This window comes from Thermogemmata fonticola, from assembly GCF_013694095.1.
Classification (GTDB): domain Bacteria; phylum Planctomycetota; class Planctomycetia; order Gemmatales; family Gemmataceae; genus Thermogemmata; species Thermogemmata fonticola.
Window position 1 is genome coordinate 155661 of sequence record NZ_JACEFB010000001.1, and the last position, 14406, is coordinate 170066.

At 59.8% G+C, this 14406-nt stretch carries 11 protein-coding genes; 9 read left to right on the forward strand and 2 right to left on the reverse strand.

What is annotated here, in order from left to right:
- Positions 1–14: 14 nt before the first annotated feature.
- From H0921_RS00565 to H0921_RS00590, 6 genes are all read left to right on the forward strand, one after another.
- Positions 15–812, forward strand: coding sequence for an MBL fold metallo-hydrolase (locus tag H0921_RS00565; RefSeq protein WP_194536085.1), 798 nt, complete (start codon positions 15–17; stop codon positions 810–812).
- Positions 813–920: 108 nt separating this feature from the next.
- The gene (locus tag H0921_RS00570) at positions 921–2303 is read left to right on the forward strand and encodes a UTP--glucose-1-phosphate uridylyltransferase (RefSeq protein ID WP_194536086.1); all 1383 of its coding nucleotides are present in this window, start codon (positions 921–923) and stop codon (positions 2301–2303) included.
- 39 nt (positions 2304–2342) lie between these two features.
- Entirely contained in the window at positions 2343–3446 is a 1104-nt protein-coding gene (locus tag H0921_RS00575) for a mannose-1-phosphate guanylyltransferase (RefSeq protein ID WP_194536087.1), read from the forward strand.
- A 69-nt stretch (positions 3447–3515) separates the two neighbouring features.
- Complete coding sequence (gene ruvX, locus H0921_RS00580; protein ID WP_315851815.1) at positions 3516–4076, forward strand: Holliday junction resolvase RuvX; 561 nt, start codon at positions 3516–3518, stop codon at positions 4074–4076.
- 207 nt (positions 4077–4283) lie between these two features.
- On the forward strand, positions 4284–5150 hold the full coding sequence (locus H0921_RS00585) for a c-type cytochrome domain-containing protein (RefSeq protein ID WP_194536088.1): 867 nt from the start codon (positions 4284–4286) through the stop codon (positions 5148–5150).
- A gap of 394 nt (positions 5151–5544) precedes the next feature.
- Complete coding sequence (locus tag H0921_RS00590; protein ID WP_194536089.1) at positions 5545–6654, forward strand: GIY-YIG nuclease family protein; 1110 nt, start codon at positions 5545–5547, stop codon at positions 6652–6654.
- Positions 6655–6707: 53 nt separating this feature from the next.
- Here the strand turns inward: H0921_RS00590 and H0921_RS00595 are convergent, their stop codons facing one another.
- Positions 6708–7220 carry a hypothetical protein gene (locus H0921_RS00595; protein ID WP_194536090.1) on the reverse strand — a complete coding sequence of 171 codons (513 nt, stop codon included), beginning with the start codon at positions 7218–7220 and terminating at the stop codon, positions 6708–6710.
- A 257-nt stretch (positions 7221–7477) separates the two neighbouring features.
- Between H0921_RS00595 and H0921_RS00600 the strand changes: the two genes are divergently transcribed.
- The 3 genes from H0921_RS00600 (at position 7478) to H0921_RS00610 (ending at position 12743) form a co-directional block, all read left to right on the forward strand.
- The gene (locus tag H0921_RS00600) at positions 7478–8788 is read left to right on the forward strand and encodes an MFS transporter (protein WP_194536091.1); all 1311 of its coding nucleotides are present in this window, start codon (positions 7478–7480) and stop codon (positions 8786–8788) included.
- Positions 8789–9123: 335 nt separating this feature from the next.
- Positions 9124–10605, forward strand: coding sequence for a helix-turn-helix domain-containing protein (locus H0921_RS00605; protein ID WP_194536092.1), 1482 nt, complete (start codon positions 9124–9126; stop codon positions 10603–10605).
- Positions 10606–11027: 422 nt separating this feature from the next.
- Positions 11028–12743: a glycosyltransferase family 39 protein gene (locus H0921_RS00610; protein WP_194536093.1), complete on the forward strand. Its 1716-nt coding sequence runs from the start codon at positions 11028–11030 to the stop codon at positions 12741–12743.
- 156 nt (positions 12744–12899) lie between these two features.
- Here the strand turns inward: H0921_RS00610 and H0921_RS00615 are convergent, their stop codons facing one another.
- Entirely contained in the window at positions 12900–14294 is a 1395-nt protein-coding gene (locus H0921_RS00615) for an MmgE/PrpD family protein (protein WP_194536094.1), read from the reverse strand.
- Positions 14295–14406: the final 112 nt, after the last annotated feature.

Below are 14406 nucleotides of genomic sequence, written 5' to 3' on the forward strand. Positions count from 1 at the left end.
GATGAAATGACCGTGTGGATGCATTCGGACGGGGACAACGGCGGTTCATTTTTCTCGGCACCGGCACCTCGGTGGGTGTTCCCGTCATTGGTTGCTCCTGTCCTGTCTGCCGTTCATCCAATCCCCGCAATCAACGTTACCGGGCTTCCGCTCTCATTCGCACGCCTCAGGGAAATATCCTGATCGATACCACACCGGAGCTGCGCTTGCAATTGCTGCGGGAGCAGGTCGATTTGGTCCACGCGGTTTTGTACACCCACTATCATGCTGATCATCTTTTCGGCCTCGACGATGTGCGCCTGTTTCCCCTCCACTTGAAAGGCCCGTTACCGATCTACTGCACCGACGAAGTGGAAGAAGTTATCCGCCAGGCCTTTGCCTATGCCTTCCATCCGGCGGGGGAAGAGTTGCCCGCGGGGGTGTTACCCAAGCTAATCTTTCACCGCATCGCCACGGAACCGTTCCGGGTCTTGGAGGAGTGGGTCACGCCGATTCCCCTGCACCACGGCCGCTTCAACGTGTTAGGATTCCGCATCGGCAATATGGCCTACTGCACCGATGTCAGCGGAATACCGGACCGGAGTTGGCCCCTCCTAGAGGGACTGGATGTTTTGATCCTGGATGCCTTGCGTCCGGGGAAACCGCACCCGTCGCACTTTTCCTTAGAGGAAGCCCTAGGTGTGATCGAGCGGGTTCGGCCACGGCAAGCCTACCTGACCCATATGAGCCACGCGATGGACTACGACGTTCTGATCCGCCAACTCCCCCCGCATATTGCCCCGGCTTACGACGGGCTGAGCTTTGACTTTTAGCTGAGAGTAACTGGACTTTCAAGGAAAAGTAACTGACAGGCAGCGGGCAGCACTCTAAGAGTTCTCCGATAAGCCGGTAAAATTTTCTCCGAGGGAGGAGTTAGGCACATGCGGGAAGCACCGGCAGACCTGCGAGAGCGATTGGAACGGCAGAACCAACTCCATGTGCTTTACGGCTGGGAGAAGCTCAGCGGCGTGCAGCGAGCCGGTTTGATCCGACAGTTAACCGAGGTACCTTGGGAGAAAGTCCTAGGCTTGGCCGCTTCCGGAGCAAAGCTTGCCCCTTCCCTCTCCTGGCAAGAGTTGCAACCGGCACCCTGGACACCTGCAGTGGCGACTGCGGAGGAACGCGCCGCCGGGGAAGCGGCCTTACGCCAAGGCCTGATCGCGGCCCTCGTGGTAGCCGGTGGACAAGGCACTCGCTTGGGCACCGATCAACCCAAAGGGACTTTCCCCATCGGTCCGCTCTCCCGTGCGTCCCTCTTCCAAATTCATGCCGAGAAAATCGCGGCGCTATCGCGGCAATACGGCCAGCCGCTTCCCTGGCTGATCATGACCAGTCCCGCGACGGATGCCGCAACGCGCGAGTTCTTCGAGCGGCACAGCTATTTCGGTTTGGCCCGTGACCAAGTCCGCTTCTTCCTTCAAGGGACGATGCCCGTCGTCTGTGCCCGAACGCGCCGGCTACTCCTGGAGGCTCCTGGCCAGCTTCTCCTCAGTCCCAACGGCCACGGCGGCACCCTGAGCGCTCTGGCAGAACATGGTTTGCTGGACGAATTAGAAAGCCGGGGTATTGAGCACATTTTTTACTTCCAAGTGGACAATCCTCTGGTGCGGGTCTGCGATCCCGGGTTTGTGGGACGGCATGTACTGTCCCGTGCTGAGGTCTCCTCCAAAGTCGTGCTCAAAGACCAACCGCAGGAAAAGGTCGGTATTTTTGCCCGCCACCAGGGCCGATGCGTGTTGATTGAGTACAGCGATCTGCCGGCGGAACTCGCTCAGGAGCGGGAAGCTAACGGGCGACTGCGTTATGCCGCAGGGAACCCCGCCATTCATATTTTCCGCCGGGACTTTCTGCAACGTGTCCTGAGCTTGGGGGAATTGCCGCTGCATGTGGCGCATAAGGTGGCAGCCCACTTCGACCCGGATACGGGCCAATGGGTGACACCCCCGACCCCCAACGCTTTCAAGTTCGAGCAATTCATCTTCGATGTCCTGCCCCACGCACGCCAGTGGCTGCTGATGGAAACCCCCCGCTCGGACGAATTCGCCCCCCTGAAGAACGCCGAAGGGCCGGATTCGCCCCTGACGGTCCAGCAAGCAATGGTGGCACTTCACCGCCGCTGGTTGCTCCAAGCCGGCGTCCCAGTGCAGGATTGGCCGGTGGAAATATCGCCTCTGTTTGCCCTGAGTGCTGAGGAAGTGATGCAACGGATCCCTCCGGGCTTCCGCTTGACAGGTCCGACTTACTTGCGTGAGGATACGAAGTAACATCGTTTCACCCGAAGTTGAGGACCGACAGAGTCGATCATGGAAGCTGTGGAATTGCATGCGTTGGTGATGGCGGGGGGAGGAGGGACGCGGTTCTGGCCCCGCAGCCGGCAGTCTCATCCCAAGCAGTTCCTGCGCTTTCGCGGCGAACGGACCTTGCTTCAGGAGACTGTGGAGCGGTTAGCCGCCCAAATCCCACCGGAGCGGACTTGGGTGATCACTTCCGCCGCTCATCGTGCTCAAGCCGTGGAACAGTTAGCGGAATGGCTGGGCGCCGAGCAAGTGATTGGCGAACCGTCAGGCCGTGATACGGCGGCTTGTGTGGGGTTGGGAGCCGCGTTGGTCAGCCGCCGGAATCCTCAGGCTGCACTGCTCGTTGTTCCCGCCGACCATATCATCGAGCCGGTCCAGGAATTCCGCCGGGCCGTCCATGCCGCGGTGCAATTCCTGCGGGATTATCCGGACCGGTTGATCACGTTCGGAATCCGGCCGACCTATCCCGCCACGGGGTACGGTTACATCCGCCGGGGGGAACTTTTGGGCACGCGGCAGGAAGTGTACGCCTCGCAAGTGCGTGAATTCCGGGAAAAACCGAATTTTGCCACGGCGGAACAATTCCTGGCCTGCGGGGAGTATTTCTGGAACAGCGGCATTTTCCTCTGGCGGGTTGAGACTATTCTGGATGAGTTGGCGCAGCGCCGACCAGCTTTGCATGCGGCAGTGCGCGAGATTGCTGCCGCTTGGAATACCCCACAGCGTGACGCCGTGTTCCAGTCGCTTTATAGCAATTTGGAACGTATCAGCATCGATTACGCCGTGATGCAAGATGCCGGACAAGCCGGGCGGGTTCTCGTGGTCCATGCGCCCTTCCAATGGGATGATGTCGGCTCCTGGCTGGCTCTGGAGCGCCACAACCCCCAAGATGGAGACGGCAACACCGTGCAGGGACTCCACTGCGGCGTCGATACCTCCCGGTGTGTTATCGTTAGCGATGCCGGGCACTTGATCGCAACGTTGGGGGTGCGCGATCTGGTCATCGTACAATGTGGTGCGGCCACTCTGGTCACCACACGCCAAAGTGAAGCCGATGTCAAAAAATTGGTCGAAGCCCTGAAAAAGCGCGGACTGGACAAGTATTTATAGCCGGTATCTATAGCCGAATTCCCTGAAGCCGGATGTTCGGTGCTTTCGTGAGACGTTGAGGTTATCACCGTGGAATCTGTGCCGCAGGAACGCAACCCCTCCCCTGCTCTTCCTCCGCATGGCGTGCTGCTCGGCATCGACTACGGTGCGGTCCGGATCGGGGTCGCCATGTGTGATCCCGAACGGCGGATTGCCTCACCTTTGCAAACATACGTCCGGCGTGATCCTCTGGCAGACGCCGGGCATTTCGCGCACTTGGCCGCCGAGGTGCGAGCGGTGGGGATCGTCGTCGGTTTACCGCTCCATGCTGATGGCCGGGAGAGTCGTTCGTCCCAAGAGACCCGCGACTTCGCCGGCTGGCTGGCCCACGTCACAGCTTTGCCTGTCGTCTTTTGGGATGAACGCTTTACCACCGGAGCGGCAGAAGCCGTCCTGATCCAGGCCCGCCTCACCCACAAGCAGCGCCGCCAACGCCGAGATCGCGTCGCCGCTCAGATGATTCTGCAAAGCTTCCTCGATGCCGGTTGCCCTCCCCAGGGCTTCTCCCCTCCTTCCCCTCTAGGTTCATCCCACTCCCTTCTCCCTCCCTCCTATGAGGAGGTCGCTGACGACTCTGATCCACCGATTTGACCAATCCATCGTCTTGCACTAGCGTTTTTCGTAAGGAGGTCCTACTGAAAGCTCAAGAGATCCCTAACGGAACCTGAGGTGGGTGCAAAGTGTCCAACCTAATGTGGGCTTGACGTGAGAGTGGGCCTTGGTGCTGTAATGCGATCCCATCACGTTCCGGCCCGTAAGCGATGCTCGGACCCTGGAGCAGGTTAAGAGGGTTAGCCCATGCCCCGCAAAGCAACCGCGAAGGTGCAACCTCCGCCCGCAGCTAATCACGCGGAGTCGGATTCCTTGGATTTCTCCATAGGTGCCCCTCCTTCCCCCCGCTCCGGAGGTTACCAGCCGCTCTCGGAAAACGGACAGCTTTACGCCTGGCTTATCTTCGGCGGAATGATCGCGGGCGGTTTTTTCTTCGGCATCGTGGCCGGATATCAACGTGCTCCCATCATCGTCCAGGCAAGCGCGGAATCGAAGGCCAACTCCGGGGAAAAGGCACCTGCGACACCCGGCAGCACGGACAAGACGGAGAACAAGGAGCCGACCCCCAAGACTGGTTCTACGCCCACACTGCCGCCGACTCCGCCTAACGGCAACGAGAAGGGCACTTCGTCTGGTTCCTCCGGCACAACGGGGGATATTCCACCTCCCAAAAATGAAGTGGCCAGCAACGTTCCGCCTCCCCCTCCGCCTCAACCCCCAAAAAATCCACCGCCGCCGAAAAACTCCGATCCTCCGCCCAAGAAAGAGGCGTCACCGCCACCGCCAGCAAACCTGACGCCGGTCTCCTTCCAAAAGGACGTGCTGCCCATCTTCCGCACCTACTGCCTCAACTGTCACGGCGCCGGCAGCGGCAAACCCAAAGGGGGTGTGGACCTGCGTACCGTGGCGGCCATCATGAAGGGCGGCGGTGCTCCCATTCTCGTGGTCGGCCAGCCTGAAAAGAGCGCGATCTACACCACGATTGAAGACATGTCCATGCCTCCGGAAGGAAAGCGTCCGACACCCCAAGAGTTGGCGATTATCCGCAATTGGATTCTCACCGGCGCCAAGGAACGCCGCCGCCGCTGGTCTCAACAGCATCTGTCCTGCTGATTTCGCGGTGAAACATGCCTATCGCCTGCTAAAACCTCCCGACCGCCCTACCTACTGTCAGCCGTACAACCTCAGCGATTCTTTACCGCGTGGGAGAGGATGGCCCACGAGAACTCCCACGCCTTCCACTATTCCGTTCGCCGCAGAGAGGGCCGCTCGAAGGCACCGGAATCCGAGGGTGCCGTCGGGAATGATAGACTTAGTGGAAATTCCGCCGGGAAATGGTAACAATGAGGAAGGGTCATCCGCGTTATCAGCGCGGGATGGCGGTACCCCGGCAGGCGACTGAGATCGGGTTAAACCCATGGAAGGGAACTTTCTGTTTTCCATCGCATCCGATCGAGAGCCGGGATTTGGACCGAGCCGCTTTCGTCCTCCCGATGAAAAACCGCTTGTGGGCCTGTGTTCCGGTCGGGGCCGGCGTTTGGAACGTGAGGTCCGCGCGAAAGCTCCTCGCTATCCCGGCGTCTATGGTATGTACGACGCGCAAGGACGATTGCTTTATGTGGGGAAAGCCAAGAATCTACGGCAGCGTCTTTTGAGCTATTTCCGGCCTCAGAGTCGCCCTGCGAAAGCTGAGAAAATCATCGACCAGACACGGCGGTTGGTCTGGGAGAGTAGCGGTGATGAATTGGCTGCCCTGTTGCGGGAGCTGGAGCTGATTCAAACCCTTTTGCCGCGGTACAACGTCTCCGGTCGGCCTGGGCGGCAACGCTATCACTACATCTGTCTTACGTCGCCCCCCGCTCCGTTCCTGGTGGTGACTCCGAAGCCGCCCGCCCGTGCCTTGGCCATTTACGGTCCCCTCTCCTTACGCCGCCGCTCTGAGGAGGCAGTTCGCCGACTCAATGACTGGTTCGGACTGCGGGATTGCTCCAGCCGCATCCCTTTGCATTTTCGCGACCAAGCAGAATTATTCGCCGAAGCGCTCTCGCCCGGTTGCCTGCGTTGGGAGCTGCGGCACTGTCTCGGCCCGTGTGTCGCGGCCTGCACCCGCCAGGAATACCATGCCGCTGTCGAACGATTGCGGGCATTTCTCGACGGGCGTGATCCGGGCCTCCTGAAACAAATCCGCCGCCGCATGGAGGAGGCCGCCGAACAATTGCACTTTGAGAAAGCCCTCGCTCTGCGGGATCGCTTGCTGGCCTTGGAGTGGCTGGATGCTCGCTTGCGCCTGCTGCGCCAGGCTCGCTCCGGTCCCGCCTGGATTTATCCTTTGCAAGGATGGGATGGCCGCCAACGCTGGTATCTCATTCAGCACGGCCAAGTCCGCTCTGTCTGCTTTGCCCCCTCGAGCGCTGAGGACTGGACTGACGCGTTGCGGCTTTGCCGGGCGGCTTTCCGTGCGGCACATGCCTCCGTCTTTGAGGGGAAACGCTTGGAGACTGTGGACAGCGTCTTGCTCGTGGCCGCCTGGTTTCGACGGTATCCTCAGGAACAAAAGCGGTTGCTCGCTCCCCGACAAATTCGCCTCTTACGCCGCTCCCTCGTGACACCGGAGTGACGCAAACACCGAGGTTTGGACTGTTCCGACGACTCCTGTTCGTTCTGTTTTTCTCAGGTGTAAAGCTGTGGCATCCACGGCCAGAGATGCACACTGAAGATCATACAGGCGGAGATGATCGCTGCGAAACCGCCGATCATGATCGCAAACACACTGTGGAAGTTCCCGGAGTAACGCCCCCGCTGGCGTTCAATGACTGCCATAGCCTGGCTTCCCATCCAGACAGCCGACAACCCCAAAATGCCTGGGAGGTAGAAGGCCACAGCTTGGAGGGAGTAGCGAGCCACGCGAGAGCGTTCCGTCCACGCTAGTACGATTCGGTCCACTTGCGTGCCGAACAGGGCCACTTCCAGCCGGTCCACGACTCGCTCGTACCAGTTGTTCGGTTGCGCCGGCAGACCGGCACTCCCGCGAGCCTGGCGCAACGGGCTGCCTGCAATGTGCTTTTCCGCATGGAGAGAGCCATACCAGCCGAGGATGAGTGCCATCAGCGATAGGGTGAACGCCCAGCGGGCCAAGGGATGCACTGGGCTAATTCCCGGTTTACTCTGCATACTCGTGCTCATCGGGGAGTATCCTGCGATTGTCTGCGGAAATTGTTTGCTTAGGTTTATGCACTGGTTCATGTATCCAGAGAGATTGCGCAGTTATACTACGGAAAGAGTGGCGGGCGGCGCAGGGGTCGCGACGACTCCTTCGGCAGGTGGTATCCTCCCTCAAAACATCACCGGGGCCGGACTCCTGTGCGCAACCTCTTTCAACCTCGAAAGTCCTGCCCAGTTGCCGTTGGAAGCAATCGCTTTTGACTCCTAGCGAGACGGACATGACTGCCCCTGAATCCTCGCTTCGTTCTCCCTGGCGTTGGTGGGTGTGCCTGCTACTCATGCTGGCCACGATTATCAACTACATGGACCGGCTCGCCCTGAATCAACTGGCCTTGCGCATCAAGATTTACTTCGATTTGTCCCATCAGCAATACAGCTTTTTGGAAAGTGCCTTCTCGCTGGCGTTTGCTCTGGGCGCGGTGATGACAGGGATTCTGGTGGACCGTATCAGTGTCCGCTGGGTTTATCCCATCATGGTGTTGGGCTGGTCGCTGGCCGGCGTGCTGACCGGTTTTGCGGTGCACTTTTGGATGCTGTTGGCCTGCCGTTTTGCCCTGGGATTATTCGAGGCGGGCAACTGGCCTTGCGGGATCCGGACTACACGGGCTGTACTGCCGCCGGAAGAACGCTCGCTGGGGAACTCGATTTTCCAAAGCGGTACGGCCTTGGGGGCGGTGATCACCCCTTTGACCGTACTGGCCTTGTTGCGTTCGGCGGACCCGCAGGAGGGCTTTCGCCACGCTGTCATCGCGGTGACCGGCGGGACCTATGCCGCTGTCAGCCAAGCTCCGGCGGACGCCTGGAAGTATCCTTTCCGCGTCATCGGTTCTCTCGGTGTGGTCTGGATCGTCCTCTGGTTTGTCACCGTGCCGCGGCGTTGGTTGCATACCCCTCAGCGAACGCAGCTCCCGACTGCCCCGCCTCCCCCTCCCTTCCGGCTCATCCTGGCGGATCGCCGCTTTTGGGTTCTACTCGTTTTGGTGGTGGCTATCAACGTGGCCTGGCATGGCTACCGCGCGTGGCTGCCCCTGTACCTGCAAGAGCAAAGGAATTACAGCGAAGTTGGGATGAGCCAACTTACCACAGCTTACTACCTCGTGGCCGACATTGGGGCGTGGACCCTAGGCGGATTGACCCTCGTGCTGTGCCGCTGGGGGATGCCGGTCAGTCAGGCCCGGATCGTCGCTTTGGGATTGGCGTCCATCGCCACCCTTGCGACTCTCCTGATCCCCTGGCTGCCGGAGGGGACGCCTCTGCTTGTGGGTTTGCTCCTCGTCGCCTTCGGTGCCATGGGTGCTTTCCCGACCTACTTCGCCCTATCGCAAGACTTGTCACTGCAACATCAGGGCAAGGTTTCCGGCTTCCTCGGAGCCTCCGCCCATGTATCCTTGGCTTTGATCTACCCCTTAGAAGGGTGGATCATCGCCTGGACGGATTCCTACGAAAGTGTGCTCGCCGTGATCGGCTTGGCTCCGGCCTTGGCTTGGCTAATTGTCTGGTGGTATTGGCCGCGGGAACAACGGTCTTAACACCTTCCCCCAAAGCTCCCGTTAAAGCCCCTCACGGGCATAGGTCCGTTTTTTCTTGGTCAGCATGGGATAGAAAGCGGAAGTGGTATATTCCGGCTAGTCCATCGCGTCGGATTGGTACCATTGTTTTCTTCCCTCTCTCCCTTAGGATCGGCAATTTCACCGCATCGCAAGCAACAGGGAGGGTTGGACGGTGTACCGCGGCTTGTGCCCGTGCCGGAAGTGTTTATAATGGGGTAGTAACGGAGTTGGGAAAACGCAAACAACGGGCGGTGAGAGGTTCAAGCAGGGAGGTGGTCGCCGCCAAGACACTTGCAATCTATGAGGGCCAGCCTATGGCCGCTGTGCACTTGACTTTGGAAGAAGCCGCGGAACGGTTGGGGATCACACCGGACGAGTTGAAGCGGCGACTCAAGACGGACCCCGCATTCAAGATTCTTACGCCGATTCGTGATGGAGCGACGCTCCGATTCAAGGCCAGCGCGGTAGACGAGCTAGCGCGGCAACTCGGCGCTGCGAGTGATCCGGGACTGATGCTCGCGCCGATGACGGGTAGGGAAGAATTGGACTCGGACGATTTCCGTGTTCCCACTCTCCTCCATTCCAGCTCGACATCCCCGTCCTCCTCTCCCAGCGATGACGCTGACATTTTCTCTCTGTCCAAGGAAGAAGTCCCGTTGGACAAATCGAAGGGCAAACCCGATAGCGATGTCCGCTTGGAGGCTTCGGACCGGAGGACGTCTAGCGCGCAGGACAAAAACGCGTCCGTGCCCACCGAAGAGATCGATGTGGATGTGATCAGTTCCCAGAGTGCCATTATCCGGGGGGCAAGCTCTTCCAAGTTGGTTCCTCCTGCTCCTTCCTCTGGCAAAATCTTGGCCACAGAAGCGGCTGCGAGCTTGCCCTCCGATAGTGATAGCAGCGAGTTCGAGCTGAGCCTGGATTCCGACAGCGATGATTTCCAACTCAATCTGAACGCGGATGCGAGTGATGAGGTGAAGCTCGGTCAAGAGGCCCCCGCTAGCCCGGCCCGTGGAGCAAGTGGCATCAATTTGCGCCAGCCGGCGGACAGTGGCATTTCCTTAGAGAAAGATTCCGCCGCCTCACCCAAACCAGCCCAGGAGAAACCCAGCGACGAAGAGCTGGATTTCGAGCTGACCTTGGATTCCAACACAGCGGCTTCCGGAATCAAACTGAGCGGCCTGACCTCCAAGCCCAGCACGGCGCCGGACTCCGATAGCGAATTCGAGTTGACTCTGGACGACTCGTCCGGCAGCGGAGCGAGTATGGAACACGCCGTGCTCGAAGAACTCGGCGAGATCGTTGAGGCTAGCGAAGAAGAGAAGGAGTCTAAGGGGGACATTTTTGAAACGGACTTCGAGGTGCCGCCGCTGGAAGAGAGCGGGTCAGCCTCGGAAGCCGTCGCGCTGGAAACCGACACCGACATCGCCGAAGGGGAATTGTCCGAAGTTGTCGTGGAGGAAACGTCGGAGGAGCAGCTTGCGGAGGCAGAGGTGGATCTAGCCGAGGCAGAGCTGGAAGAGGGACCGTCCGCGTCGCAAGCACTGCGTGGCGTACCCACAACTTTGCCGGAGGAAGAGCTAGCCGCCGTCGCCGCCGCTCCGTACCAACCGGTGCCGTGGGGACCGCTGCCGGCTATCCTCCTTCTGCTGGCCCTGCCCTTCATGTTCCTGGGCGTCCTCATGGGCTACCAGGCCGTGGAGACAATGGTCGGGTATCAACAACCACAAAAGCCAGTCGCTCCCCTCCTGCGTTCCATTGCCTCGACTTTGGATATGGAGTTGAAGGACCAATAAGGTTCAGAGCACTGAAGAGTCCGCGGTGGTACACCGTTCCCTATCTTCTCCGACGGACGGCTAACCTTTCCCACTTCCTCTCTTCCAGTCGATTCCCGACCGATTTCTGATCATTCGCTGACCTCCAGGCGGCGGCTGATCGCCGATGAGGTTGTCGTTCCTGGGAAGTTGTAGGACGTGCTCTTTGACCCGATTTCTTTTGCCCTATACCATTAGCTCATTTGGTCCTGGCAGTTATCCGTGTGGCCTCGGCAAGTTGTTGCAGTCACGACTCCCCCTGGAAGCAATATGGGAGCCGCTGAATCAGAACCGGCCCACGAGAGCCAGTCCGCAGGAGATGCAGGCTGCTGTTGACGCGATGGGGGAGCCTGCCGTAATGTCCTAGGTCCGCGGATGAATGGCGTTTAGGGCAAGGATGGGCCATGATTCGCTACAACATGCAGCCAGTGAGTCTATCATCCGGTGCGGTGGCGGAGGTGGGAGGACGGCTAGAAATGACCGCGGTTCGCCCTCTACTGAAGGGGAAGGATTACGCGGCACTGGCGGTATTGTTGTTGATCGCTATAGCCGTTCACCTCTGGCTGATCCATCACACAGCAGTACCGGCACGGGACAGCCTGGGCTACGCACGGATCGCTTTGAACCTGTCGGACCCACAGGCGGGTTGGCAGGGGGCGGAACGGCGCAGCCGGATCGAGGTGATCCGCACAGCCGAGCAACCGCCGGGTTATCCCCTGGTCATTTGGTGTGTGGAGAAAACCCTCCGCGGGGTGTCCGGGGGGTCGCTGGCTGAACGTGCTCTTCAGGCGGCCCAATACGCTAACGGGGTGGCAGCCGTTTTGTGCGTTATTCCCCTGTATTTGTTGGGGCGAATGCTTTTCGGCTTCTGGGTGGCAGCGGTGGGAACGTTGTTGTTCCAGGTATTGCCCGTCCCCGCCCATGTGACCAGCGATGGCGTTTCGGAAGGGTTGTATCTACTGTTCATGAGCATCGCTTTGGCCGCGGGGGTCTGGGGGGTACGGCGTCCTACGGTGGGCCGCTTCTTGATCAGTGGTGGAGCCATCGGAGCGGCGTATCTGGTTCGCCCCGAAGGAGTGCTGCTGGTTCTCCCACTCAGCCTGATCATTCTGGGAACTTGGCGGGGTCGGCCGCTGGCCTACCGCCTGGGTTGGGTGGCAGCTCTGACGGTGGGGGTCGCCGCCTTTGGTCTGCCGTATATGCTTCTGATCGGCAAGTTGACCAATAAGCCGACGGGGAAACACTTGACCAATCCTTTTGACGATCAATTGCCCCCGATTTGGCGCGGGCAACCTCTTTCGCAGGGCTTGGGGAGGCATCATGGCGTTTGCCTTTGGGCGGAGTGGTGGAATCCGCAACAGAATGATCAGAGCCGGCGCAGCCTGTGGGCCATGCAGGCCGTCGGTAAGGAAATGCTCAAGAGTCTGCATTATGCCGTGGCCCTTCTGGCGCTTCTGGGAGTGGCCTGCCAGTATCGGCGGCTTCAATGGGGCGAACCGGGAACCCTGCTCCTATTGGCTGTGGCATCTCTCTATCTTGGCCTGTTGGTGTATCTGGCCATGCGGATTGGCTACGTCTCGGAACGGCATACTTTACTCGTGACAGGCTTGGGCTGCTTGTTTGCCGCCACCAGCCTTCCTGCCTTGGGCCGATGGTTGAGTATAGCACCTGCCATACGCCATCTAGTCATCTGGCCGCATCTTATGCCTACGGGTTTGGCTAGTATGCTCGTGGTGACAGCTCTGCCCCAAACTCTTCAACCCCTCCATGCTCATCGCGAGGGGCATAAACACGCCGGTTTGTGGCTGGCCGGGCAATTGCACGATCAGGACTGGCTGGTCGATCCGTTCTGCTGGGCCGAATGGTATGCTGGCCGCACGCTCTATCGCACCACTGAATATCGTGGCCGACCTCAGAGGACCTGGGTGGTGGTCGAGGAAGGGAAGGTTTCGCCCCATTCGCGCTTGCCCCAGTGGGAACAGGCGCAGGAATTGGCCCGGCACGGCCAAGCGGTGTACCAATGGCCGCCGCAAGCCGACGCGGATCAACCCAGAGTCGTCGTCTATCGCGTCGATGATGCCCGGCTCGTCCAGCGCATCCTGGCAGGGGGACCCCGCTGAGAGCCTATGCCTGGCGTCCCCACCGGGAGATAAAGGACTGCCCCCTGAACGCTCCTGGAAGTGCGAATCACGACAAGCGGCACGTTCCCTGGCTTGAATTGTCGGTCGCCCCCTGTCCCGAATTGTCGGTCTTTCTGGTCAAGACTGGTCCAGCAATCAAGACTTGTCCAGCAACCGCATCAGTTCTGTGACGGAGTTCAACTGTTCAAGGTTCCAGCAACATGAGAGTATAGCCTGGGCCTTTTCCGGACCGTAATGCGGTTCCACCAGACGGCGGAACTTGGCCTCGACTTCCTGATCCGTCATGGGATTGGCGGCGTGTCCTCTAGGAAACTCCACTTCCCGGACCAGGGTGGTACCATCGTCGAGAGTCAACGTGATGCGGTTGGGAATCCCGCGCGGGTATCGGGCATCGAGAGCCGGGTCATGCACCACTTGGACCCGTTGAGTGAAGCGGATAAGGTCCGGGTCAGTGAAGCGACGTTCCTCGAAGGTTTCCAGAGTGACATCGCCGTCGTAAAGGGCAGCGGCCGTGCAGTAGGGCAAGCTGTGATCGGCTGTTTCCCGCGTCTGCGGCGCCCAAGCCTGGGGGTATTTCCCGATGATGTTGTAGCTGGCCTCGAAGGTGTCCACCCGAATGGATTGAATCCGCTGGATATTACCCTGAAGCTGGCGGCGCAATTGCAGGGCCGCATCGATAGCGCTTTGGGAGTGGTATTCTGCTGGCCAGTATTTGATGTAAGTTTTGCCAATCATGAAACCATCGCGATTCTCGGCTTCTCCACCCATGGGAGGCAGGGTAAAGGGCTGGCGGGTCACAAGGCGGAAAAAGCCTAAATCTCCCTCGAAGATGGGCGCCGGACCAGTGAGTCCTTCCGCAGCCACTAGCGCTGCAAAAACACCATTGCGGGCGGCGTTGGCAAAAGCGCATCCCTTCCATTCGCTCAGTTCGCCGGAGCGGGTCTGCCGCAAGGCGATGTTGCACACACCCGCGATGCCGACGGCATGGCTCAAGCGTTCGCTGTCCAGGCGTAAGAGGCGTCCCGCGGCCAAGGTGGATGAAATTGCACCGTAGGTGACGTGATCGATACCGTGTCGGCGTAAACTGGCGGCATCGCAGAGGCGGCATTGGACCTCATACGCCAGCACGGCAGCAGTGATCAGTTCCGGCCCTTTCGCTCCCGCGGCTTCTCCCACGGCCAGCACTGCCGACCAATTGTCGCTGGGATGAGCAGGTTCCAAACTCAGATAGGTATCATTGTAGTCCAGATAACGGATCAGCAGGCCGTTGACAAAAGTGGCCCACTCCACGCTGCTCTGCCCTCCGCCGATCAGACTGGCTGGCGGTTGGCTGCTCACGCGGCAGGCGCACCGCTTCACCTTGGCGTAGGCCGGAGCGGGTAAGGCCCCGACTGCCGTGGCCAGTGAATCGATGAGGCGCCGCTTGGCCTCATGAACGACCTCCGGCGGGAGGTCCTCAAAGCGGAGCGTGGCGGCATACCGCGCGAGTCGCTGAGCTAACGTGGTTGTTGCAGAACTTGGTTCCGCCATTGGTGGATTCCTTCCGCAGCAGGTTTGGAAGAAGATCGCACACCCGGTGTTGCCCATTCCAACGCACACTCGGTGCTGACCATGTTGTAGGCTTCCCACGCTGGAAGTGTAC

Coding starts and splice junctions, on each gene's coding strand:
- H0921_RS00605 (WP_194536092.1), top strand. CDS start 9,124: ATGGCCGCTGTGCACTTGACTTTGGAAGAAGCCGCGGAACGGTTGGGG.
- H0921_RS00585 (WP_194536088.1), top strand. CDS start 4,284: ATGCCCCGCAAAGCAACCGCGAAGGTGCAACCTCCGCCCGCAGCTAAT.
- H0921_RS00610 (WP_194536093.1), top strand. CDS start 11,028: ATGATTCGCTACAACATGCAGCCAGTGAGTCTATCATCCGGTGCGGTG.
- H0921_RS00595 (WP_194536090.1), bottom strand. CDS start 7,220: ATGAGCACGAGTATGCAGAGTAAACCGGGAATTAGCCCAGTGCATCCC.
- H0921_RS00575 (WP_194536087.1), top strand. CDS start 2,343: ATGGAAGCTGTGGAATTGCATGCGTTGGTGATGGCGGGGGGAGGAGGG.
- H0921_RS00615 (WP_194536094.1), bottom strand. CDS start 14,294: ATGGCGGAACCAAGTTCTGCAACAACCACGTTAGCTCAGCGACTCGCG.
- H0921_RS00570 (WP_194536086.1), top strand. CDS start 921: ATGCGGGAAGCACCGGCAGACCTGCGAGAGCGATTGGAACGGCAGAAC.
- H0921_RS00600 (WP_194536091.1), top strand. CDS start 7,478: ATGACTGCCCCTGAATCCTCGCTTCGTTCTCCCTGGCGTTGGTGGGTG.